This is a genomic window from Bacillota bacterium, assembly GCA_024655925.1.
GTDB lineage: Bacteria > Bacillota > DTU025 > DTU025 > JANLFS01 > JANLFS01.
The window spans coordinates 9,329-10,596 of record JANLFS010000100.1; the positions used below are offsets into that span (position 1 = coordinate 9,329).

At 59.5% G+C, this 1,268-nt stretch carries 2 protein-coding genes; one reads left to right on the forward strand and one right to left on the reverse strand.

The window, feature by feature from the left end; translation table 11 throughout:
• Positions 1-638, forward strand: a 638-nt coding sequence (locus NUW23_13040; protein ID MCR4427084.1) for a diaminopimelate dehydrogenase, incomplete at its 5' end; no start/stop codon positions are given.
• 17 nt (positions 639-655) lie between these two features.
• Here NUW23_13040 and NUW23_13045 read toward each other — a convergent pair.
• Positions 656-1,268: GGDEF domain-containing protein (locus tag NUW23_13045; GenBank protein ID MCR4427085.1), on the reverse strand; the 613-nt coding region annotated here is incomplete at its 5' end.

Below are 1,268 nucleotides of genomic sequence, written 5' to 3' on the forward strand. Positions count from 1 at the left end.
ATCGCAGCCGCCCGTCCCGCCTGAGCCCGTGGAACCTCCGAGAGCGGCTGGCTCCACGGGCTCAGGCGGGACGGGCGGCTGCGATCATCGCCGCCGGATGGGACCCGGGCACTGACTCAATTGTGCGAGCGCTGATGGAAGTTCTGGCTCCGAAGGGCATCACCTATACAAACTTCGGCCCCGGCATGAGCATGGGCCATTCAGTCGCGGTCCGGGCAATACCGGGAGTGCGCGACGCCATCTCCCTCACCATCCCAGCAGGCTACGGCGTCCACAGAAGGCTTGTCTACGTCGAACTGGATGGAACTCACTCGTTTGCCGAGGTAGAGTCCAAGATCAAGGCCGATCCGTATTTCATCCACGACGACACCAGGGTCACGCAGGTAGAATCGATTGACAATCTGAAAGATGCGGGACATGGAGTAGTCATGGAGCGGAAGGGGACTGCTGGAATGAGCCCGAATCAGCTGTTGAAGTGGGAGATGAGGGTGGACAACCCGAGTCTCACGGGCCAGGTAATGGTGGGGGCGGCGCGGGCCAGTCTCGTGAGAGAGCCCGGCGTATACACACTCCTTGAGATCCCAATCGCGGACATGTTGCCAGGAAGCCTGGAGGAGAAGGTCAAGCGGCTGGTCTAGAACAGGCCGGCGCACCGTCAGGAAGCCATAGCGACACGGTTCTTGCCGTGTCGCTTCGCCGTGTACATGGCGGCGTCGACAGAACTAACCAGTTCATCGAGGGTAGTGCCGAATTCGGGGAATGATGTGATCCCTATGCTGATGGTGGTCGTGACTGGAACACCATCTATGACCAGGGCCGACTCCTCGATTTTGGCGCGAAGGCGTTCCGCAAGGGCCAGACCCTCTTTCATGGTAGTATTTGGGAGGATTACCATGAATTCGTCCCCTGCATACCGTGCCGGGATGTCGGACTTGCGGATGACCGAGCTGATTGCGGCTGCAAGCTCTACGAGGTGCCTGTCTCCGTTCGCGTGGCCGTACCGGTCGTTGATGTGTTTCAGGCTGTCGGAATCAAGCATGAGCAAGGAAAGCGCGGTCTTGTGTCGTTTAGCCCGCTCTATCTCTCGCTCCATCGCTTCGCAGAAGAACCGGTAGTTCCCCAGGCCGGTCAGGACGTCAGTGAGGGACATCTCACGGGCTGCCTGATAGAGCCTGGCGTTCTCAAGAGCGGTCCCTGCCGACGACGCAATGATCGCGAGGAGTTCGCGTTCTTCCTCGCCGTAGGTATTCAGCAGATAACTCTGAGTT